This window comes from Vibrio metoecus (assembly GCF_009665255.1).
Taxonomy (GTDB): Bacteria; Pseudomonadota; Gammaproteobacteria; order Enterobacterales; family Vibrionaceae; genus Vibrio; species Vibrio metoecus_B.
The window spans coordinates 1367651-1389740 of sequence record NZ_CP035686.1 but is presented as its reverse complement, the minus strand read 5'-3'; the positions used below and the strand labels follow the sequence as shown (position 1 = coordinate 1389740).

At 45.9% G+C, this 22090-nt stretch carries 15 protein-coding genes and 3 pseudogenes; 7 read left to right on the top strand and 11 right to left on the bottom strand.

Features of this window, described 5'->3' with window-relative positions:
* Positions 1-2 precede the first annotated feature (2 nt).
* A pseudogene (locus tag EPB59_RS06265) lies at positions 3-1024 on the top strand (fumarylacetoacetate hydrolase family protein).
* Positions 1021-1665, top strand: coding sequence for a maleylacetoacetate isomerase (gene maiA, locus EPB59_RS06260; protein ID WP_095468154.1), 645 nt, complete (start codon positions 1021-1023; stop codon positions 1663-1665). Before EPB59_RS06265 ends, maiA begins: the two are co-directional and overlap by 4 nt.
* Here maiA and EPB59_RS06255 read toward each other — a convergent pair.
* Complete coding sequence (locus EPB59_RS06255) at positions 1647-2786, bottom strand: response regulator (protein ID WP_154171878.1); 1140 nt, start codon at positions 2784-2786, stop codon at positions 1647-1649. The two genes, maiA and EPB59_RS06255, sit on opposite strands and share 19 nt — an antisense overlap.
* Before the next feature lie 121 nt (positions 2787-2907).
* Here EPB59_RS06255 and EPB59_RS06250 point away from each other — a divergent pair.
* A pseudogene (locus EPB59_RS06250) lies at positions 2908-6235 on the top strand (response regulator); the annotation flags it as partial.
* A gap of 8 nt (positions 6236-6243) precedes the next feature.
* Positions 6244-6882, top strand: a pseudogene (locus EPB59_RS19010) (Hpt domain-containing protein); the annotation flags it as partial.
* A gap of 60 nt (positions 6883-6942) precedes the next feature.
* Here the strand turns inward: EPB59_RS19010 and EPB59_RS06245 are convergent.
* Positions 6943-7416 (bottom strand): peroxiredoxin, encoded by a 474-nt coding sequence (locus EPB59_RS06245; RefSeq protein WP_055050712.1) that lies wholly within the window; start codon positions 7414-7416, stop codon positions 6943-6945.
* 596 nt (positions 7417-8012) lie between these two features.
* Between EPB59_RS06245 and EPB59_RS06240 the strand changes: the two genes are divergently transcribed.
* Entirely contained in the window at positions 8013-10943 is a 2931-nt protein-coding gene (locus EPB59_RS06240) for a ligand-binding sensor domain-containing diguanylate cyclase (protein WP_154171874.1), read from the top strand.
* Positions 10944-10997: 54 nt separating this feature from the next.
* Here EPB59_RS06240 and EPB59_RS06235 read toward each other — a convergent pair whose 3' ends face one another.
* Together EPB59_RS06235 and EPB59_RS06230 are read right to left on the bottom strand one after the other, a co-directional pair.
* Positions 10998-12191, bottom strand: coding sequence for a class I SAM-dependent methyltransferase (locus EPB59_RS06235; protein WP_154171872.1), 1194 nt, complete (start codon positions 12189-12191; stop codon positions 10998-11000).
* A gap of 94 nt (positions 12192-12285) precedes the next feature.
* A complete protein-coding gene (locus EPB59_RS06230; RefSeq protein WP_154171870.1) occupies positions 12286-13689 on the bottom strand; it encodes a methyl-accepting chemotaxis protein in 1404 nt (467 codons plus the stop codon).
* An 85-nt stretch (positions 13690-13774) separates the two neighbouring features.
* On the opposite strand from EPB59_RS06230, the gene yccX reads away from it, so the two are divergent.
* Complete coding sequence (yccX, locus tag EPB59_RS06225) at positions 13775-14050, top strand: acylphosphatase (RefSeq protein ID WP_154171868.1); 276 nt, start codon at positions 13775-13777, stop codon at positions 14048-14050.
* A 77-nt stretch (positions 14051-14127) separates the two neighbouring features.
* On the opposite strand, the gene EPB59_RS06220 is transcribed toward yccX, so the two are convergent.
* The 6 genes from EPB59_RS06220 to EPB59_RS06195 form a co-directional block, all read right to left on the bottom strand.
* Positions 14128-14457 carry a TusE/DsrC/DsvC family sulfur relay protein gene (locus tag EPB59_RS06220; RefSeq protein ID WP_055050717.1) on the bottom strand — a complete coding sequence of 110 codons (330 nt, stop codon included), beginning with the start codon at positions 14455-14457 and terminating at the stop codon, positions 14128-14130.
* A gap of 117 nt (positions 14458-14574) precedes the next feature.
* Positions 14575-15243 (bottom strand): Bax inhibitor-1/YccA family protein, encoded by a 669-nt coding sequence (locus EPB59_RS06215; protein WP_009372659.1) that lies wholly within the window; start codon positions 15241-15243, stop codon positions 14575-14577.
* A gap of 259 nt (positions 15244-15502) precedes the next feature.
* Positions 15503-16258: an amino acid ABC transporter ATP-binding protein gene (locus EPB59_RS06210; protein ID WP_055028508.1), complete on the bottom strand. Its 756-nt coding sequence runs from the start codon at positions 16256-16258 to the stop codon at positions 15503-15505.
* Positions 16259-16279: 21 nt separating this feature from the next.
* The gene (locus tag EPB59_RS06205; protein WP_055050718.1) at positions 16280-17377 is read right to left on the bottom strand and encodes an amino acid ABC transporter permease; all 1098 of its coding nucleotides are present in this window, start codon (positions 17375-17377) and stop codon (positions 16280-16282) included.
* A gap of 2 nt (positions 17378-17379) precedes the next feature.
* Positions 17380-18585, bottom strand: coding sequence for an amino acid ABC transporter permease (locus tag EPB59_RS06200; protein WP_154171866.1), 1206 nt, complete (start codon positions 18583-18585; stop codon positions 17380-17382).
* A 133-nt stretch (positions 18586-18718) separates the two neighbouring features.
* Positions 18719-19747, bottom strand: coding sequence for an amino acid ABC transporter substrate-binding protein (locus EPB59_RS06195; RefSeq protein ID WP_055050720.1), 1029 nt, complete (start codon positions 19745-19747; stop codon positions 18719-18721).
* A 454-nt stretch (positions 19748-20201) separates the two neighbouring features.
* On the opposite strand from EPB59_RS06195, the gene EPB59_RS06190 reads away from it, so the two are divergent.
* On the top strand, positions 20202-21140 hold the full coding sequence (locus tag EPB59_RS06190; protein ID WP_095476624.1) for a precorrin-2 dehydrogenase/sirohydrochlorin ferrochelatase family protein: 939 nt from the start codon (positions 20202-20204) through the stop codon (positions 21138-21140).
* Between the two features lie 34 nt (positions 21141-21174).
* Here the strand turns inward: EPB59_RS06190 and EPB59_RS06185 are convergent, their stop codons facing one another.
* The gene (locus tag EPB59_RS06185; RefSeq protein WP_154171864.1) at positions 21175-22002 is read right to left on the bottom strand and encodes a Cof-type HAD-IIB family hydrolase; all 828 of its coding nucleotides are present in this window, start codon (positions 22000-22002) and stop codon (positions 21175-21177) included.
* Positions 22003-22090: the final 88 nt, after the last annotated feature.

Genomic DNA, 22090 nt, shown 5'->3' with positions numbered 1-22090 from the left:
ATATGAAATTAGCGACTCTGAAAAATGGAATGCGTGATGGTCAACTGGTTGTGGTGAGTCGAGATTTAAGCCTGTGTGTTGCAGTACCTGAGATTGCCAGTACATTACAACAGGCGTTGGATAACTGGGACTCGGTGGTTGACTCGTTGCAAGATGTCTATTTCGCACTGAATGAACGCACCATTACTGCACGTTTGTTCGACCCAGATCTTTGCCTCTCTCCGTTGCCGAGAGCCTATCACTGGGCGGATGGTTCTGCTTACGTGAATCATGTTGAGTTGGTGCGCAAAGCGCGTGGCGCAGAAATGCCAGAGAGTTTTTGGACTGATCCTCTGATGTATCAAGGTGGCTCAGATACGTTTTTAGCCCCGCGGGAGCCGATCGTGATGGCGGATGAAGCGTGGGGGATCGATTTTGAAGCAGAGGTGGCGGTGGTGACCGCCGATGTGGCGATGGGCAGTTCCCCCAAGAAACCGCACAAGCCATTCGACTGCTGATTCTAGTGAATGATGTTTCACTGCGAGGGCTGATCCCGAACGAACTCGCCAAAGGGTTTGGCTTCTATCAATCCAAACCCTCTTCGGCCTTTTCTCCTGTCGCGGTGACTCCGGATGAGCTTGGTGAAGCATGGGATGGTGAACGGCTCGCGTTACCTTTGCGCACCACATATAACCACGAACTGTTTGGCTGCCCCAATGCCAGCGTGGATATGACCTTTTCATTTCCTGAGTTAATTGCTCATGCGGCGAAAACGCGTGCGCTGTGTGCCGGCTCCATTATTGGCTCGGGTACAGTTTCCAATAAGCAGGGTACCGATTACGGCAGCGCGATCCGTGAGGGTGGTGTGGGTTATTCCTGTATTGCGGAACTGCGGATGATTGAAACGCTGCGTGATGGCAAACCGCAAACGCCATTTATGCAGTTTGGTGATACGGTGCGTATTGAGATGTTCAACGATCAGCAACAAAGCGTATTTGGTGCGATTGAACAGCGTGTACTGCCACACAACAAGGAGACACAATGAGTTTGATTCTTTATGGATACTGGCGATCTTCTGCGGCTTACCGAGTGCGAATTGCGCTCAACATCAAACAGTTGGCGTATGAATCGCGTGCTGTGCATTTGAACAAAGATGGGGGGCAGCAGCATCATGCGGATTTTCATCGCCTCAACCCCAGTGAACTCATCCCCGTGCTTATTGATGGTGAACTGTGTTTAAACCAGTCGTTGGCGATTATTGAATATCTGGATGAAACCTATCCAGAGCCTCGTCTGATCCCAGAACGAGGTGTAGAACGCTATCAAATAAAGGCATTGGCGCTCGATATCGCAGCCGATATCCATCCGATCAATAATTTGCGGATTTTGCAGTACCTTTCCGCAGAATTTTCGGCTTCGGACGATGAGAAAAATCATTGGTACCGTCATTGGATTGACAAAGGCTTCCTCGGGCTGGAAGAAAAGTTACGCCAACGAGCAGGGATATACAGTGTGGGCGATACTCTGTCACTGGTTGACGTCTGCCTAGTTCCACAAGTGTACAACGCTGAGCGTTTTGATTTGGATATGAGTCGTTACCCCACACTAAAACGGGTAGCTGAGTCTTTACGCGCTTTACCCGCTTTTGAGCGGGCAGCACCTGATCGTCAGCCAGATGCTACTTGAGCCGGCACGATAGATTTTATTTCAGAAGCTTCATCGGCAAATTTCTGTGCGATAGCGATGAAGCTCTGTTCTTCGGCTAAAAAAGCGTCGATGACCATAGGGTCAAAGTGAGTTCCGCTGCCTTGCAGAATGATGGCTTTCGCTTGTTCATGGCTCATCGGTTCTTTGTAGACGCGGCGACAAATCAAAGCATCATACACATCGGCAAGCGCCATTAAACGTGCACTGAGTGGAATGGCTTCTCCTCTTAATCCCATTGGATACCCCGAACCATCCCATTTTTCGTGATGACCGATGACGATCTCTTTAGCAACCCTGATCAGTTCGGTACAAGCCCCAGAGAGCTTTTCTGCTTTCTCTAGCGCAAGTTTACCTAGCAGTGCGTGATTACGCATGATGGTGAACTCACTCTCAGTGAGCTTTCCTGGTTTGAGCAGTATGTTGTCAGGAATGCCAACTTTGCCAATATCGTGCAAGGGAGCGGCTTTAAAGTAAGTATCAATGACCCTCGGAGTGAGTGTGTCTCGGTATTTTTCTAAACATGCCAAACGTTCTGCCAGCACCTTAACATAGTGCTGCGTACGCAAAAGATGATTTCCCGTTTCAGGATCGCGTGTTTCCGCTAGGCTTGCTAGAGCAAATACCACCGCATCCTGCATGCGATCTAAGTCGCCAGAGCGACGTAACACTTCGGTTTCCAGATAATCGTTTTGATTGAGCAGAATATCTTTGGAAAGCTTGTTCTGTAGATGAGTTCGCACGCGTGATTTGAGCAGAGGGATGCTAACGGGCTTAAAAACGTAGTCTACTGCGCCAAGTTCGAAACCGAGTTGTTCATCTTCCGGATGGCTTTTCCCGGTGAGGAAAATGACCGGAATATGCTGTGTTTTCGGGTTCTGTTTGATTTGGTGGATGACTTCATACCCCGACATCTCGGGCATCACAATATCCAACAACACTAAATCGATCGGGTGTTGAGCCAATATATCTAACGCAACCTTACCTGAGCGTGCGGCTTTAATGCGATAAAACTGCGCCAAGCCTTGTGACATAAAAGCGATATTGTCGGGAGAGTCATCGACAATCAGTATTGTGCATTGGGTCAAATCTTCCATTGACATGTGAATTATCCTATTCACCACAAAGTTTAGGGGATTGTGATTAAAATGGCGTTCATTGCATAAACTATAGCTAAACTTTGGAAATAAGCTGCACAGAATCCTGTGTTAATAAGGAGATAGCATGCGCTCAATCAAGGCGATATTTGCATTACTATTTTGTTTGATGGCGGTGCTGGCCGTGGCGATGTTCACCGTCACTCGGCAGGTGGCGGATCTCCGAGTGGAGAGCCATCAGCATAGTGAGCAGCTTCATCGGTTTTATCGTTTGTCACAAGAGTTAAAACAGAGCTCAGATCATCTGACCAAGTTTGCTCGTGCCTATGCGAGTACCGGTAATGAGCGTTGGCTGCGCTTGTTTAATCAAGTATTGGCTGTGCGTAATGGTAAATTGGCAGCCCCCTCCAATAATGATTACGAGTTTTGGGATGTCGTCGTACTCAGCGATACCAATGAATTAGACCAAAGCGGAAACCAGCGTTATCCATCACTCATTGAGCGTATTCGGCAATCGGGGATCGATTCTGTCGAGTTCTTGGAGCTACAAAATGCTCTTTCTCTGTCTGACCAACTCGTTGCGCTTGAACGTGAAGCCTTTATGGCCGTCAAAGGATGGAAAAAAGAGTTTGCCGGAGAGTATCGTTACACTGGTGAGCCAGACCTGAATTTCGCCCGCTCTTTACTCTATAGCGAAAAGTATTTTCTTGAGAAAGCCAAGATTATGGCCGCGATCGGTTCTGCACACGGCAACATCGTGCGCAGGATTCAGTCTCAAGCCAACGCGGCGGATGAGAAAGCACAATATTATGAGCGGATCAGCCTTGTGTTAGTGAGCTTATTGTTATCGGCGATTATTGCTTCCTTCGTTTTACTGTGGATGGTGTATGTGGCGCCATTAACCACCTTATTAAAAACCGTGGTTAAGCAAGTTCAGAGTGAAGATTACGAGTTTACGCTCACTCAAAAAGCGTATGGCGAGTTACAACGCTTCATCGACAGTTTGAATGTGGTCTTTCACCACATTGCAGAGCAGTTGAGTTTTAATACACTGGTCAAAGACTTCAACATCATCATCCGTAATAACCCGACCACTGAAGCACTGTGCAATCAGGTTACTCAGTTTTTACTCCATCAGTTTCCGGTCGAGTTCATTGGCCTGTATATCTATCATGAGGGCGTGTTAGTGCGGGTGGCCGGTGTGGGGCAAACCGAATCCGCACAACGCGAATTTAGTGATCCTACTACCACCCATTTTAGTGTGCTGCGTTCAGGTAAACCGTATGCGATGAGATCACTGAATGGCCATTTCCAAGTTGTTTCTACTTCGGGGATGATCGCGCTGAATGAGGTGTATTACTTGCCTCTGCATGTTAATGGTCAACCTATCGCTCTGCTTGAACTTGGCACGGTGGGCATGCTAAGTACCCAACACTACCATTGGTTATCGCAGATGCTCGATGATCTTTCGGTTGCGATTCAACTGACGCAAAATGCGGAACAGCAACGTTTAGCTGAACGTAAAGTGCTTGAGCAGTCCCAACTTAATCAAGAAATTCTCGATGCAACCCCGAACCCTATGTACTGCTTGAACCCTGAAGGGCTTTATTTGACCGTTAACGCTAAGTTCTTGGATCTGGTTGGGTTTGAACGGCAAGAGGTGATAGGAAAATCGCCACATGACATTTTCTCACCCGTGGCTTCCCAGTGTTTCTCCGAAGCTCATCGGGCATTGGCACAGCAGCAAACTAGCCGAAATTATGAAGTGTCCTTGCTTGATCAGAAAGGAGAGCAACGGGAGTTATTGGTGTATGAAGCTTCTTTTGGCGATCATCTAGAGCAGGTGCATGGCATTGTTGGGATTTTGCTAGATCTCACGGAACGTAAACGGATGGAGGAAGAGTTACGGGACGCGAAAAAAATGGCGGATGCGATGAGTCAAGCCAAAGGTGATTTTTTGGCCAATATGAGTCATGAGATCCGCACGCCGATGAATGCCATTCTTGGCATGGCACATTTGGCACTTAATACTCCGCTTGATACCACTCAGCGCAAATACGTGACACGGATTAATGAATCTGCCAAAAATTTACTCGGCATTATTAATGACATCCTCGACTTTTCCAAAATGGAAGCAGGAAAACTGCATGTTGAACGGATTGATTTCAATCTTGATGATGTCCTCGATAACCTTATCTCAGTGATCTCTTTGAAAGCGCAAGAAAAAGGCATTGAGTTCTTGATGGATATTGACCCGCATATCCCGCTTGGTTTGATTGGCGATCCTTTGCGCTTAGGGCAAGTGATGGTGAACTTGTGTGGTAACGCGGTGAAGTTTACTCACCAAGGTGAAATCGTTATCTCAGCACGCGTGCGTCAATTGAATGAACAACAAGTCACGCTATTTTTTGCTGTGAAAGATACGGGAATTGGAATTACCCAAGAGAAATTGGCGGGTTTGTTTAACGCCTTCTCGCAAGCCGATAACAGCATTACACGCCAATATGGCGGTACAGGGCTTGGCCTAAGCATCAGTAAACAGTTGGTGGAATTGATGGGTGGGGAGATCTCGGCACACAGTGAAGAAGGCAAAGGCTCTACCTTTGAATTTTCTGTGGTGTGTGGGCTACAAGAAGCGAAAATGCGTGATATCGCCCAGCCTCTGCATGGCCTAGCGGATAAGCGAGTGCTGGTTGTTGATGATAATGATTCTGCACGGAACATTTTGGATTCGTTACTGACGGCGATGCGTTTTAATGTGGTTACCGTGAGCAATGGGTTTGAGGCATTGTCGGAAATACAGCAAAAGCCGTTTGATATGTTATTTGTTGACTGGAACATGCCGGGAATGAACGGTATTGAGTTGTTAACCCGAGTGAAATCACTCGGGTTGCGTGAACAAACCAAATGTTTTCTCGTCACCGCGTATGGACGTGATATTCATCTCGATAGCGAAAACAGCAAACTGGTTGATGCGTTGATTGTAAAACCAGTTAACCCCTCTAACTTGTTGGATGCGATTGTCACCAGCTATGGGATTGATCATGTACGGCATAAACAAACAGAAGCGAGCCAACATCGCAAACCTAATTTTGCAGGGCAAACACTGCTGCTGGTTGAAGATAATGAAGTTAACCAAGAAGTGGCGTTAGGGCTGTTGCAAGAGACAGGGCTTAGTATGACGGTGGCTAATAACGGGGAAGAAGCCTTGCAAATGTTGGCCGAGAAATCGTTTGATCTGGTCTTGATGGACATGCAGATGCCGGTGATGGACGGGATCACCGCTACACAAAAAATTCGCGCAGATGAGCGTTGGAAGACGCTGCCCATCGTTGCAATGACCGCGAATGCGATGGCGACAGATATTGAACGCTGCACTCAAGCGGGGATGAATGGTCACCTGTCTAAACCAATTGATGTCGATAAGTTTTATCATGTGCTCAAACAGTTCTTAACATGGACGGAGCCTGAAGAGTCGGCGGCGTCTCCTTCACTTCAAGCAACGTCGATGGCGGCATCTAAGAAGTTGCCTGACGGGCTGCCAAATCTCACCGGTATTGATCTTGAACAAGCGATTTTCCGAATTGGGGGTAACCAAGCGCGTTATTTTGAAATACTGCGACATTTTATTGATAGCCAACAACAAGAATTAGACAACCTATCTGGGTTGATTTCCGAGCAAGATTGGGATACCGCAACGCGAGTTGCGCATACATTAAAAGGCTCATCGGCTAATTTAGGGTTCGATTCGCTCGCCCAATTCGCAGCGAGTTTGGAGCACCGATTAGAGCAGCAAATGGAACCTAATAGAGAAGACATACAACAAGCACAAAGGCTCTTGATACAGGTGAATGATGAACTTGCGATCTGGGAAATGCAGCACCATAAGCCAGAATGCCAAGCGAGCATGGATTGGAGCGCGTGGTATCAACAGTTATGGCAGGCCGTGAATGATTATGATGTGGTAGCTTTGAATTTGAGTAAACCGATCCGTCAAGTCTCAGCTTGGAATCCTACGCAACAAGAGGCCTTGATCAACGCTCTTGAGAACTTCGATTATGAACGTGCGAAACAGTTATTAGCAGAATATCCGGAACCATAAAGCAGATTAATGCTGGAACTCCTTGCAAATGCTAGGAGTTCCAGCGAATCGGCGGTCGAGTTATAGGCTCGCGAGTACCGTTTCCGCTTTGCTCAATTCAAAGGTTTTAGGTGGTTCAACATTGAGCAGCGTCACCACATTATTTTCGATAACCATCGCGTAACGTTGAGAGCGAACACCGCCAAAATTGCCAGTATCCATTTCTAAACCCAGAGCTTTGGTAAAACTGGCATCACCATCGGCAAGCATAAGAATCTCACTCGCGTTTTGGGCTTCACCCCATGCTTTCATTACAAAAGCATCGTTAACCGAAACACAAGCAATCGCATCGATACCTTTCTCTTTGAATTTGTCAGCGAAGACCACATAACCAGGTAAGTGCGCTTCTGAACACGTTGGAGTAAAAGCACCGGGAACGGCAAAGAGTACGACTTTTTTGTTCGCGAATAATGTTTTTACGGAATGCGTTAATGTGCCTTCGTTGGTGCGTTGGCTTAGTTGTGCATCAGGTAACGTTTGTCCAATTTGAATCATCATAGTTTCCTTAAGTCAGGTGGAATACCTTGTAGGCCATCATGTGAGAGGGCATGGGTACAGACCCAAGTAGTGTAGAACGATACGAGGCAAACAAACACAGAGTGTTATTAGGGGTATAACGTAAAGCCCTCGAAGTTGGGTATCGATTACACCTGATTAACAGCAATGATCACCATTTCGATTGAATCTATGGCTAAATCCACAGATTGAGTTTATTTTTCATAATGATTTGTGTACGACAAAATTGAGATAAAACCCATGAATAGTGTGATCAGAAAATAGATAATCAGTCGCTTCGATTGACGGTCTAATAAAAACTATTGAACCCTTGATCGGATAAAAGGAATGTTACAACGTCGAATTACGAAGGAACGTTACTGTCGTAAACAATGTCAGAAAAACCTCAGCCGCTTTCAAGCAAGTGCACTGAGGAAGGTTAGTCTTCAAATAACAACTAATCCGCTTATCGTTATCGGTGAAGCGGCGCTTTGCGTTGCGCCTAAATGATGAGTGTTGAATAAAATGATCCAGACTAATGCGAGAAATCCCTCTTTTTTGGGTGTCGGTTTCGAGTGTGAAGGACAATTAGAATAATGAAAGGAATTAGGCTTTTGGCTTGCTACTGGCTGCAGGTGTGTTCTATCACCATGCTGCTGTTTACGTTTTCCGCTTACGCTGTAGTAGAACACATTTCAGACTATTTCGTGGAAACGTGGACCTCAACGGATGGTTTACCGCACAACAGCATCAACAGCGTGGCACAAACCCGTGATGGGTATTTGTGGTTTGCAACTTGGGAAGGGGTGGTTCGTTATAACGGTATCAATTTTCAGTTATTTGATCGTAACCCACAGACAGGCATGGATGACTCTGGCACGCGAACCTTATTGGCAATGGAAAATAATGGCTTACTTGTTGCGGGGGCGCGAGGAAGTATTACCCAAAGACTCAGCTATGGCTGGCACTCTTTCCGTTCTGCGCCCAGTTTGGTGAATGGCGCGTTAATGGATGCTGACCAAAATTTATGGTTGGCCATTGAAGGCTTAGGCGTGATGATCCGCCCCTATTTAGGTAAAGGCGAATATGGTAACGACCAATGGCTACTGACGGGCGTTAGCGCTTATCGTTTAGTGAAAAACCAGCAGAATGTTGTTTTTGTGGCAACAGATAAAGGGTTATATCGATTCGATGAGCGTAAACCTTCGGTGGTTGACCTTCCGAAAGGACGTTACCAACGAGTTAACTATGTGTCGATCGACTCGAATCAAGCACTGGTCGTGGCTACGGAGCACGGTGTATGGGTTGAGGACGAAGAAGGTTTCCAATCGCTGTTTCCGCCGCTCGAAAAGGAGTCTGTCACTTTGGCTGAGCAAGATCGCGCAGGAAACTGGTGGATAGGCACCGTGAATCGAGGTATCGCTCGCCTTAAAAATCAGCAACTGCAATTTTTAGAGCCTAATCGGGGATTGCCCCACAGCCGAGTATTGTCTTGGTATCAGGACATTGAAGGCAGTATTTGGGTGGGGACAAATGCGGGGCTGATGCGTCTGCGTGATGCGCCATTCATTAACATCAATAGTGACAAAGGCTTGATCGGTGACTACGTGCGAACCTTACTGCCTCTTGATGATGAGCGCGTGATGGTTGGTACCAGTCGAGGATTGAGTATCATTGAAGATGGTCTGGCACACAGTGCACTAATGCCCCATGTGGGCTCTCGGCCGTCTGTTTTGAGCCTTGCTCATGCCAGTAATGTGAACGGTGGAGTATGGGTTGGAAGTGTGCAACGAGGTTTGCTACTTTGGCAGCATGGACTACTCCATCCGGTATTGGATGAAAACAAAGGTCTTCCGAGTAATGAAGTCAGAGCCATTGTGGATGATCAAAAGGGTAACTTATGGATCGGTACTCCTAATGGCATCGTAAAGCGCACCTCGGGAGGCGATTTAATTACCTATAATAAGCGGAATTCTCCCCTTCCTGATGATTACATCATGGGATTAAGTCTCGATGCACAAGGTCAGCTTTGGGTAGGAAGTGCGGTTGGCGTGGCTTATTTCGATACTCAAGGGCAAATTCATCCCGTCGATTTAACCAAGATGGAACGCGCTCAGTACGTTTTTGGGTTTTATATGGAACCAGATTATGTCTGGATGGCAACGGATCGAGGTATTGTTCGTTACCGGATGAGTGACAGACAACTCTCCCTGGTGGGGCGTGCGGCGGGCTTACCGATTGATAAGTTCTTCCAAATGCTGCGAGATAATGAAGGGCATGTTTGGCTATCAAGTAATCGTGGGGTGTGGAAACTCAATTACGATCAAATGTTGGCCGTTGCCGATGGCATCAGTAACAAGGTTGAGTTTGAGCATTTTGATGAAGGCGATGGCATGGCAACCAGTCAAGCCAATGGTGGAACCAATCCAGCCTCCGCCACATTACCCAGTGGTGAACTCTTTTTTGCCACCGCAAAAGGAGTCGCCAGTATTGAGGTTCAGCGCTTACAACAATTGAGTGAGCTGCGTTTGCCAGTGGTGATTGAGTCCGTCAGTTTTGACAGTGAAAGCATTAATCCAGAGACACAACATGTCGCGGCAGCGGGGACTAACCGAGTCAGCTTCAACTATGTTGGATTGGGTTTTGTGATGTCGGAACGTTTGCAATATCGAACGAAGCTAGAGGGCTTTGACCAAAATTGGTCGTATCGAGGGCAAACGACGTTAGCGGAATACACCAATTTGGCCCCCGGTAATTACCAGTTTTTTGTGAGTGCTCGGTACCCATATGGTGAATGGAACGATGCCACTTACGTTTACCGTTTTACGATTGAACCGCATTTCTGGCAGCGGAAAGAGGTGATCGTGTTGGCGGGAATGCTTGTCTTGGCTTTTGCTGTTTCAGTGGTGATGTGGCGAATTCGAGCGCTTAAACGTCGTGAATTATATCTGGTGGAGCAGGTCGCTCTGCAGACTCACAAACTGCGTTTACAGGCCGAGAAATTCGAAAAACTGTCTAAAGAAGATGAACTTACGGGGTTGGCGAATCGTCGCGCATTTGATCTGTATCTCAAGCAGACTTTCTCACGAATCGATAACCCGCAGCAACAGGTGAGTATCGCCGTACTCGATATTGATCACTTTAAACAAATTAATGATCGTTATTCACACATTATTGGCGATCAGGCGATTATCGCGGTATCTCAACAGTTACTGGAATATGTGGGGGATAAAAGACGAGTGGCACGTTGGGGTGGGGAAGAGTTCACCATTCTCTTTTTCGGTGAGTCTAAAAATGCTTGGCATTATTTCGAGCATTTGCGGCGTAATATTGAGCAGATGGATCTTTCAAGCATAGCATCAGGATTGGCAGTCACGGTGAGTGTGGGCTTTGCTAACGCCAACCAAGCAGAGAATTATGAATCGGCCTTGAAATTAGCGGATCATGCGCTGCTGACAGCGAAAAAGCTGGGACGTAATCGTGTGGTGAAAAGCGAAGAGTGGCAAATGAAAAGCGGTCTCTGTTGAGACCGCTTTGAATACAACTTAGCGTGAGAGGTACATGCAAAATGCCTCAGCAGGCTACAGCACTTTACACGCGAAGCCTTTCAGGTAGAAACCTTCAGGATAAGCGGTGTCGGTCGGATGATCCGCCGCTTGCTCGAAACGCTCGACAAACTTAACGTCACGTCCGGCATCCAACGCTGCATCGGCAATGATTTTCTGGAATAGCACCTGATCCATCAAGCCGGAACAAGAATAAGTCAACAGTGTGCCTCCAGGTTTTAGGATTTGCATCGCCAGCATGTTGATGTCTTTATAGCCGCGACAAGCGCCATCTAGCTGAGCTTTTGATTCGGCAAACTTAGGTGGATCCATGATGACGACATCAAAGCGTGTTCCTTGATCACGGTACTCACGTAGTAGCTTAAAGACGTCGGCATTCAAAAATACGGCGCGTTTCTTACTGATATCAAAGCCGTTGAGTTCGGCGTTGAGTTTTGCCGTATCCAAAGCCGGTTGTGACACATCCGCGTTAATCACGCGTTTCGCTTCACCTTTTAATGCGTATAAACCGAAACCACCGGTGTAAGAGAAACAGTTCAATACGTCTTTATCTTTGACGTATTTCATCGATTGGAAACGGCTATCCCGTTGATCCAGATAGAAACCAGTTTTGTGACCGCCGACAATATCAACGCTGATTTTGACGCCATTTTCTTCAATAACGACCGATTTAGGTGGCAGTTCACCATGCAACACACCAACGCGTTCTTGCAAACCTTCTTTTTTACGCACGGCCACATCAGAACGCTCATAAACATGGCATTCAGGAAAACAGTGCACAAGAGCTTCAACTAAAGTCTGCTTTTGATATTCCGCCCCCGCACTTAACAGTTGGCACACTAGGTAGTTTTGATACTTGTCGATGGTAATGCCGGGTAAACCGTCTGATTCTGCGGCAATTAAGCGGTAACCTGTTAAGCCATCACGCTCAATAATATCGTTACGCAGCAGTTGGGCCTGCTCAATACGCTTAATGAAGAAATCACGATCGATCGGCTGTTGCTCAAAGCTCCAGACACGTGCGGTGATTTGTGAATGTGGTGAGTAGGCGGCTTTGGCTAACCATTTACCCTCAAAGGAATAAACATCGACGGTTTCACCTAATTCTGGTGTCCCTTCGACTTTGCTGATGCCACGAGAAAAAATCCATGGGTGTTTACGACGCAAAGATTTGTCTCGACCTTTGACCAAATAAATTGCAGGAGTCATTACGCTACTCAGATGGAAATAGAAATGGGCGGCTATTGTCGTGGAACTGAGTAAGAAAAGCAAAAGAAAAGAGCCGCAGTCAGCGGCTCTGAGATTAGGCTTGAAGCCCTGTCAGTAAACGTTCTAGCTGATCACTTTGCTGACGTAATTGCTTGATGGTGTGGGTCGTGGATTGAATCGTTTTATGGATTCCTGATGCTTTTTGGCTAATCTCTTCGACGCTGGCGGCGATATTGTCCGCCACGACACCTTGTTCTTCCGCCGCCGTCGCAATTTGAACACTGCTGTCAGAGATGGACTGGTTTTTCTGAGCAAGAGCATTAATTTCGCCACTGACATCGGTCATGAACTGATGCCCTTGATTGGCACTGGCTACAGTGACTTCCATAAGCTTAGTGAGCGACTGGCTATTACGTTGCAGTGCTTCAATCATAGATTGAATTTCCACCGTGGCTCTCTGTGTTCTGCCTGCTAAAGCTCGAACTTCATCTGCTACTACGGCAAAACCACGACCTTGTTCTCCGGCACGAGCGGCTTCAATGGCGGCGTTTAACGCCAATAAATTGGTTTGCTCGGAGATGGCATTTATCGTAGAAACAACGGCATCAATTTGTGCGGCATTGCTATCAAGCTCCGTAACAGCATGAGAAGCAGAGCTAATTTCATTCGCGAGCTGACCGACGGATGTTAGTGTTTGGGTCACTTTTGTTTGGCCAGTGTTGGCCACGCGTTTGGCTTCTTCGGTTTGTTGGCTTGCATTATGGGCTAGGCTCGCCACTTCTCGGATGGTTGAGGCCATTTGCTCCGTGGCACTCGCCAGTGAGTTAAGATGCTCTTGTTGGTTTTCTGAAGCGCCAGAACTACTTTGTGCCGATAAATTGAGATCGGAGCTAATTTGCTGCATCAGCGCAACCGACTCTTGAATAGAGTGAACCAATTTCTGCTCACGTTCAGCCACTTTATCGAAAGTGATCGCGATTTCACTGAACTCGTCACGCACTGGAAAGTAGTTCATGCGGTAGGTCAAGTCACCTTGGCTTAGGGTTTCAAGAGCCTTATGTAATGAATACATAGCCCCACCAATAAACGTCATGATGTAGTAAACACCGGCAGCCAGTACCAGCAGGGTCACACCAATTACCAACCAATGATTGAAATTTAACGCATGCCATAAATCCATATTGTGGTTGGCGATTAAACTGAGAGTTCCATCCATGATTGGCATAGCATTAACACCATTACCTAAGCTAATGGTGTCAGATTTGGCTATTATTGAAGAGACTTGTTGTGCTGAAAGTGAACCCGCTTCGATCAGATCTTTTAATAGCACCAATTCTTGATGATAAAATTGTGCAAGCATCAGATCGGCTGCACGGTCTAGGACTAACGTCACACTCACCAAGGCTGCGATAGGGAAGAAAAACAACAGATAAAATTTTTCTTGGATTTTAAGATGAATCAGGTACTTATCTATCCAGCGGAAAGGGATCTCTTTCATAGTTTACGGCTCAAGTTATGAATCTGGGAAAGGGAAAGTTATGCGCAAAGCAGTATATCATTCGGTAGATTAAGGGTTTAAGGCGATGGTAACAAAATGCGACAAATTCATCGTATCGGGTCATGTTCAAGGTGTGGGATTTCGTTACCACACATCCCATCAAGGGTTGAAATTAGGTTTGACAGGGTACGCAAAAAATTTGAATTCAGGCGATGTTGAAGTGGTGGCTTGCGGTTTACCAGAAAAATTGGAGCAATTTTATGTGTGGTTACACGAAGGCCCTAAAACGGCCAGTGTAGAGCAAGTCACTCGCACAGATTGTCTGCCAGAAAAAGAGTATACAGGGTTTGAAATTCTGTAGCAGGCAAGGCTAAAACCGCCCACAGAAGCAAGCTTGTGACTTACCTCTGTGGTCTGTTCATATCATGAGAATAGGCGTTATAAACACTTTGCAGGTTTTGGTAAGCCTGCAAGCTTAGTGGCTTGTTTCGCTGGCCCTTTGGGGAACAATTTAAACAGATACTTGCTGTTGCCTTTCTCTGGTCCATGCTCTTTTTCCATTGCTTTCACGAGCATCCGAATCGCGGGAGATGTCTTAAATTCTTCATAGAACTTGCGAACAAAGTGAACCACTTCTAAATGGGCATCGCTCAACTCAATCCCTTCCTGCTCAGCGAGCAAGGTAATCATGCCTTCTTCCCATTGTGTGTAGTCCAAAAGGTAGCCTTGGGCATCGGTTTCAATCGTTTGGCCGTGATATTCAAGCATATTTAGATTCTGTGATTAGACAATTTGAGCTTAGGGTAGCGAAGCTCAAGGCGGGGCTCAAGTACAAAAAAGCCCGAAGGAATACCTTCGGGCTTAGGAATATCATAATGCGGCGAATTAATCGTCGTTCATGATACCGAGAATGCTCAGTAAGCTTGTGAACAGGTTCAAGATATTCAGATACATAGAAATCGTCGCTGAAATGTAGTTGGTTTCTTCACCACGTACAATGCGGCTGGTATCAAACAAAATGAAACCTGAGAATAGCAATGCAGAGGCGCTACTGATGGCAAGATGAGCCACGCTTGATCCTACAAAGATATTGATCAGTGAAGATACAATCACAATGATCAAGCCGGCAAACAAGAAATTACGCATGAAAGAGAAATCTTTCTTGCTAGTAATGGTGTAAGCCGACAGACCTAAAAAGACCATACCAGTCAGTCCCAACGCTTGCGCAATAACGATAGGACCATTAGGCATTGCGGCATAGAAATTCAGCATCGGGCCAAGTGCACCACCCATCAATCCAGTAAAGACAAATGTCCATACCACACCAGATGAAGAGTTAATGGCTTTAGGCATAACAAAAAACAACACACCAATCGCAGCCAACTGCATCACCAAAGCGACGATAGGAGAGATGCCGATAGCCATTGTCGCCATGGCTGCGATAGCACTAGTGACAAGAGTCATGGAAAGCAGGAAGTAGGTATTCTTCAAAACCTTGTTGGTTTCGAGAGTACGTTCCAAGCTAGAAGTTCTGGTAAACATTGGCGTATTCATACTTTTCCTCTATTAAAAGTACTGATTGCGATGTGAACAGTTATGAGGCTCAATCCCATAAATTTCAAGCCCCTTGTGCTGTTTAAACCAATAATAATCAAAATTGGTTGCGAAGGTGATATGGAGTTGTAACACGATATTTCATTAGGTTTGATGAATGTGGCGATACTGTTGCTTTACATTTAAAAGCATTCAGAAGCGGGTGAACGCTTCTGAATGTGTGTTGGATGGCGGAGGGTGTTAGCTAAACTCCGCGAGATCAGTGGTGTAGAATTTGCGCAAGGAAGTTTTGTGTGCGATCTGATTGCGGATTTTCAAAGAACTCCTTGGGATTGTTCTCTTCGATAATTTCGCCAGCATCCATAAAAATGACGCGATCGGCTACTTCTTTAGCAAAACCCATCTCATGGGTTACGCACAGCATGGTCATGCCTTCTTCGGCGAGTTCAACCATTACGTCTAACACTTCTCGTACCATTTCGGGATCGAGGGCGGAAGTCGGTTCATCAAATAGCATGACCTGTGGATTCATACAGAGTGAACGAGCAATCGCCACGCGTTGTTGTTGACCACCAGAAAGTTGCCCAGGGTATTTATCCGCTTGCTCTGGAATGCGAACGCGAGTGAGGAATTTCATCGCGATTTCCTCTGCCTTGTCTTTGGGCATTTTTTTGACCCAAATCGGCGCGAGAGTACAGTTTTCCAGAACCGTTAAATGTGGAAACAGGTTGAAATGCTGAAAACACATCCCCACTTCACGGCGTACTAATTCAATATTTTTCAAATCTTCGGTTAATTCATTTCCCGCCACGATAATTTGGCCTTTTTGGTGTTCTTCGAGGCGGTTAATACAGCGAATCATCGTCGATTTTCCTGAACCAGAAGGGCCACAAATAACGATTTTTTCACCTTTTTTGACATTCAAATTGATGTTTTTGAGTACGTGGAATTCACCATACCACTTATTCATATCTTTTATTTGAATCATAAAATCTTGATTGAGTTGTTGCGTCATAATACGTTCCTTGCAAGTGACTTATCGTTTGTGACCGGTATGGAGTTTGCCTTCAAGCCATATCGAATATCTCGACATGCCGAAGCAGAAAACCCAGAACACTAACGCGACAAAAACATAACTTTCTGTAGCAAATCCGAGCCAGTTAGGGTCGGTATTCGCTGATTGACCGATGCCGAGCACATCAAACATACCGATGATCAGCACTAAGCTGGTGTCTTTGAACAGACCAATAAAGGTATTTACAATCGATGGAATAGTGATCTTTAAAGCCTGAGGCAAAATAATCAGCCCCATTTTTTTCCAATAACTCAAACCCAATGCGTCAGCTGCTTCATATTGCCCTTTGGGGATGGCCTGTAAGCCACCACGAATCACCTCGGCCATGTAAGCGGCACTGAACATGACCACGCCGATCAAAGCGCGTAGCAATTTGTCAATTTCGCTGCCTTGAGATAAAAACAGTGGCAGCATCACTGATGCCATAAAGAGAACCGTAATCAGCGGTACGCCTCGCCATACTTCAATATAGACAGTGCACAAACTGCGAATAATCGGCATATCGGAGCGTCGTCCCAATGCGAGGGCAACGCCAATCGGTAAAGAAGCAATAATACCGACCAAAGCAATGATGAGTGTGACTAGTAATCCACCCCATTTGTGGGTTTCGACCACCTCAAGCCCGAATAGTCCACCATAAAGCAGGATCGCGGCGAAGAAAGGGTAGATATTGACAAAAACCAACCATACCCACGTTCTTTTGGGTGTTTTCTCATACGCAAGCAGTGCGACGAAAAGTGCGAGCGTAAAGAAGAATAGCCTTGGTCTCCACAACTCAGCCGCAGGGTAGAAGCCATACATGAACTGCTCCCAGCGGACGCTGATGAATACCCAACATGCGCCATCGAGAGTACAGTCATTACGTGTACTGCCACTCCAGTTAGCATTGATGATTGCCCAATCAAAAATATGCCAAATACCTTGGAGTGCGAAATAACCTAGCACGAGCGTGGCTACGCTATTGAACGGACTATTAAATAAGTTTTTACGTAGCCAACCGATAAAGCCAGTGGTATTTCCTGGTGGTGGTAGGCTAGGTTGAAATTGATGTGTCTTCATAATTATCTCTCCACCAAAGCCACTTTACGGTTATATAAGTTCATCAAAGCGGAAGTGAGTAAGCTCAAGCTCAGATAAACCAACATTGTCATCGAGATAATTTCAATCGCTTGACCCGTCTGGTTGAGTGTTGTGCCCGCAAAGACCGATACCAGATCGGGATAACCAATCGCCATCGCGAGGGAGGAGTTTTTGGTTAGATTCAAATATTGGCTGGTGAGTGGCGGAATAATAATTCGCAAGGCCTGAGGAATAATCACTAATTTCAACGTTTTGGAACGTGGTAACCCCAGAGACATTGCGGCTTCCGTTTGTCCATGGCTTACCGCATTGATCCCTGAACGTACTATTTCTGCAATAAAGGAAGCGGTATAGATGGTCAAGGCAACCAGTAAAGCCGCCAGTTCGGGCAGCACAGTGATGCCACCTTGGAAGTTGAAACCACGTAATACGGGGTATTCTGCAGTAATGGGCTGACCGAGCAAGTAGTAAACCAGCACTGGGAATACGCCGCAGAATAGCACCACATATCGCCCCATAGGCGTTTGTTGTCCAGTCAAGCGTTGGCGATTTCTCGCCCATATGCTCAATACCCAACAAGCAGCAACACCAGCGATGAGCGTAAAAAAGACCCACATACTACTCGCTTCAAAAATCGGTTTAACGAGATAGAGGCCTTTAACGTTTAAATAGAGCCACTCACCTAAATGCATGCTCTGTTTAGCCGAAGGTAAGGCTTGTAATACAACGAAGTACCAGAAGAAGATTTGTAGCAGCAAGGGAATGTTACGAAAGGTCTCAATGTAAACCGCGGCAAGACGGCTAATCAACCAGTTGCTCGATAAACGTGCAATACCTAATACAAATCCCAATAGTGTGGCAAGAATAATACCCAATAAAGAAACTAGAGCCGTATTGAGTAAGCCGACTACGAAGGTTCGACCGTAACTGTAGGTTTCATCGTACTCTACGAGTGATTGGCTGATACCAAAACCAGCTGGTTGATCTAAGAACGCGAATCCGGTGGCGATACCTCTAGACTCGAGGTTGGTTAACGCATTGTTTACTATGGTGTATAGAAAAAAGACTAAGGCACAAACAGCGATAAACTGAAAGGCGGCAGAACGAAAAGTGGGGTTATAAAGCAAATTAGTATGCTTCGAATGTGCGTCAGAAGGTGATGACGCCACGTTATTTGTGGGTTTCATACAGCAATAACCTCTTATCCATATTTGTGTTTGGCTTTGTGCCTAGCACAGATTCCTTTTTGACTTAAAGCTGCAGCACGCAGTGAACGTGACATGCTGCAGCTCTAAGGTGGTCAGGTATTATGGTTATTTATTAACGGATAGGTGGTGCGTACATAAAACCGCCTGCGTTCCATAGTGCATTCACACCGCGGTCAATTTGGAGTGGTGAACCTTTACCGACGGTACGCTCAAAGCTTTCGCCGTAGTTACCCACTTGTTTCACGATTTGATAGCTCCAGTCATCACGGATACCAAGACCAGTACCTTTAGGGCCATCAAGACCAAGAATACGTTTTACTTCAGGGTTTTCTGATTTCATCATCTCATCAACGTTTTTCGATGTGATGCCGTATTCTTCCGCGTTCACCATTGCATACAGTACCCATTTTGCTACGTTGAACCACTTATCATCATCTTGACGAACCACTGGTCCAAGCGGCTCTTTGGAAATGATTTCAGGTAGTACGACAGCAGTATCAGGTTTTTCTAGATTCAGTCGGAGTGCGTACAGACCTGATTGGTCTGTCGTCAACACATCACAACGACCCGCATCAAAGCCTTTGGAGGTTTGTGCTGCAGTATCAAATACCACTGGTTTGTATTTCATGCCGCTGTTGCGGAAATAATCGGCAAGGTTAAGTTCGGTGGTGGTACCAGACTGTACGCAGACTGATGCACCATCTAATTCTTTCGCGCTTTTGACTCCTAGGTCTTTTTTCACCATAAAGCCTTGGCCGTCGTAATAGTTCACGCCAACAAAGTTGAGGCCGAGTGCACTATCACGTTGTAAAGTCCAAGTGGTGTTACGTGATAAAACATCAATTTCACCAGATTGCAGTGCGGTGAATCGTTCTTTCGCCGTAAGTGGTACAAATTTGACCTTAGTTTTATCGCCGAGAACTGCCGCTGCAAGTGCTTGGCAATATTCAACGTCAATTCCTTCCCAATCCCCTTTCGCATTTGGGTTAGAAAAACCCGGTAAGCCTGTACTGACGCCACAAGTAATGAAACCTTGAGATAACACTTTGTCTAGAGTGCTTTCTGCGGCTGACGCCGATTGGGCCAGTAACGCAGACGAGGCTGCGACGACAGAAGCAAGAACAGTGAGTTTATTCGCCATTTGTATCCTTCCTGTTTGATCCGTTTTTGACCAGGTGACACCTGATACAAGGGTTCAGCTATGTTGTGTTTCTAAGTTATTGGTCGATGCCGCTGTGGTTGCACATTGACAAATCAACCAGTTGTAAGCGTAGGTAAGGATGTAAGATTTCTCAAACTACTCGTGAAAAGAGTTGCTTAATTCGTCAATTCCCTAACAGCGCCAAGAATGGCGAAGTGTTAAATAAATGTAAATAGTGCAACTGGGTGACAGAGTGGTGCAACAGAATGGCGTGGTGGTGAGTAAATAAACTTATAATTAATAGTTCTGTTAATTTGTTAAGGTTTAGTCGAATTCACTAATTAATGGGTGAAATTTGCACAGATTTTATTTCATTCGGGTTATTAGATGATTTCCTTGCCCCATTTTTGGTAGCATGAACCCAAGTTAAGGATAAACAACCATAAGAAGTACTATGCGCTATTTTCCGTTGTTTCTGGATCTAACAAATAAACCTGTACTGGTCGTGGGTGGTGGTGAGGTTGCTTGTCGAAAAATTGATGCATTGCTGAGAGCGGATGCCAAAGTCACGGTGATCTCCCCGCACGTTGCTCCTGTATTGCAAAACTGGATCCAAGAAGGGAAGTGCCACTGGATTCAGCATTTTTATTCATCGCACTGGTTGGATAAGCGTTATGTTCAAGTGTGGGCGACCACGGATAATCCAGAACTCAACCACCAAGTTCATAAAGATGCGAAAGAGCAGGGGATTTTGGTTAACGTAGTGGATGACCAACCCTATTGTGATTTTATTACCCCTTCGATGATCGAGCGTGGGCGCATCCAACTCGCTATATCTAGCGGTGGTGCATCGCCAGTGTTGATCCGTAATATTCGAGAAACTCTTGAGGCGGTATTGGCGCAAAATCTGGCTTTGCTAGCTGATTTTGCAGCATCCAAGCGTCACTCGATACAAGATTTTCTTCCGAATGTTGATCTTCGACGTCAGTTTTGGGAGCGTTTTTTTGCGCACCCCGAGGTGAAAAATGCGCAAGATAGAGAAAGCTTAGAACGAATATATATTCATTTGCTAGGCCAGTCTGCCGACAAAACATTCAGTATTACATGGATAGAGTTTGGACGTGATGTGGAGCTACTTTCATTAAAAGCGTTGCGTCACATGCAGCAAGCGGAGTTGGTTTTACATACACAAAATTGCCCGTTTGCTTTTGTCGATTTGTGCCGACGTGATGCGCAAAGGCAAAGTTTTTATTCTTCTGTCGAATTGAGCACGTTACTTTCAGCCGCGCAGCAGGAGAAACAACACGTGTGTGTGATGATCCCTGAAGGAAGTAGTGAATATGCGTTGTTGCAAGGCAAAGCGCGAGTGCTAAAACTCGCTCAACAAGTGTAAAAGGTAAGGCAGAGTTCTGCCTTACCGGACTGACTTATTCTTCGACTTCACTCAAACAGCCAAGCGCAAAACGTTCAATTGCAACGGCGACACCATCTTGATCATTGCTTAACGTAATGTGATCCGCGATGCGTTTTGTTTCTTCCATGGCATTAGCCATTGCGATCCCCAACCCTGCATATTCAAGCATGTGATGATCATTTTCCGCATCACCCATACAGATAACGTGATGAGCACCGATACCTAGATGTTGGGCTATCGCCTGTACACCTACACCTTTATTACTGCCTATATTAAGAAATTCTAAAAAGAACGGTGCACTTTGTACGACGGTAAACTCTTCTCGCCACTCTTGTGGCAACTGGCTTATTGCATTACTGAGCTTATCTGGCTCACCGACGATCATGGCTTTGATGATTGGATGGTCGTCAGCCAACTGTTCAAAGTCCATCTCTGTAATACTGAGCCCATTAATGGTTGCTTCAACCTCGGTATATTGGCTGGTTTTTGGGGTAATTAGCCCGTGAATTTGGCTAAAGGCGTGGGTGTTTAATCCCCACTCTTGTGCTAGGCGAGCTACCCGCTTTGCAGATTTACCATCAATGATCTGCTGATGAATAATCTCGCCACTTCCTACATTTGCGACCATTGAACCGTTGTAGTACAGAACATAATCGTTATGGCTCGTCAGGTTTAGCTCTTCCAATTTGCTGCGCATTCCATCAATCGGCCGACCCGATGCTAAAACTACATGAATACCTTGTTGGCGAGCCTGAGCAATGGCTTGTTTGGTGCGAGGTGAGATTTGCTTTTGGCTATTGAGTAGTGTGCCATCCATGTCGAGCGCAATCAGTTTGTACATCGGTTACCTACGTAAGTGGAAGAGGAGGAAAGAGCTTGATTATATACACTTCCGGATTGAACTGTGAGCTATCGAACTGAAAAATGAA